The organism is Variovorax sp. AC103 (assembly GCF_979254005.1).
The window spans coordinates 1-239 of record NZ_CEEDFC010000101.1; the positions used below are offsets into that span (position 1 = coordinate 1).

1 pseudogene is annotated in these 239 nt (G+C 67.4%); it reads right to left on the minus strand.

Features of this window, described 5'->3' with window-relative positions:
• A pseudogene (locus AC0IYU_RS34970) lies at positions 1 to 239 on the minus strand (HlyD family secretion protein); the annotation flags it as partial.

Sequence of the window (239 nt, forward strand, 5' to 3'; positions counted from 1 at the left end):
GCCTTCCACATGCAGCGTATCGCTGTCGACCAGCGCCATCACGCCCTTGCCCGCGGTGACGTAGGCGCCGGGCCGCAGGTCCATGTTGGTGATGGTGCCGTTCACGGAGGCGTGCACCTCGCTGCGATCGAGATTGAGCTGGGCGACGGCGCGATCGGCGACCGCCTGGTCATAGGCGGCCTTGGCTTGCAGCTGCGTGGCCAGCACCTGTTCCTGCTTCTGCTGCGACACCGCATCGG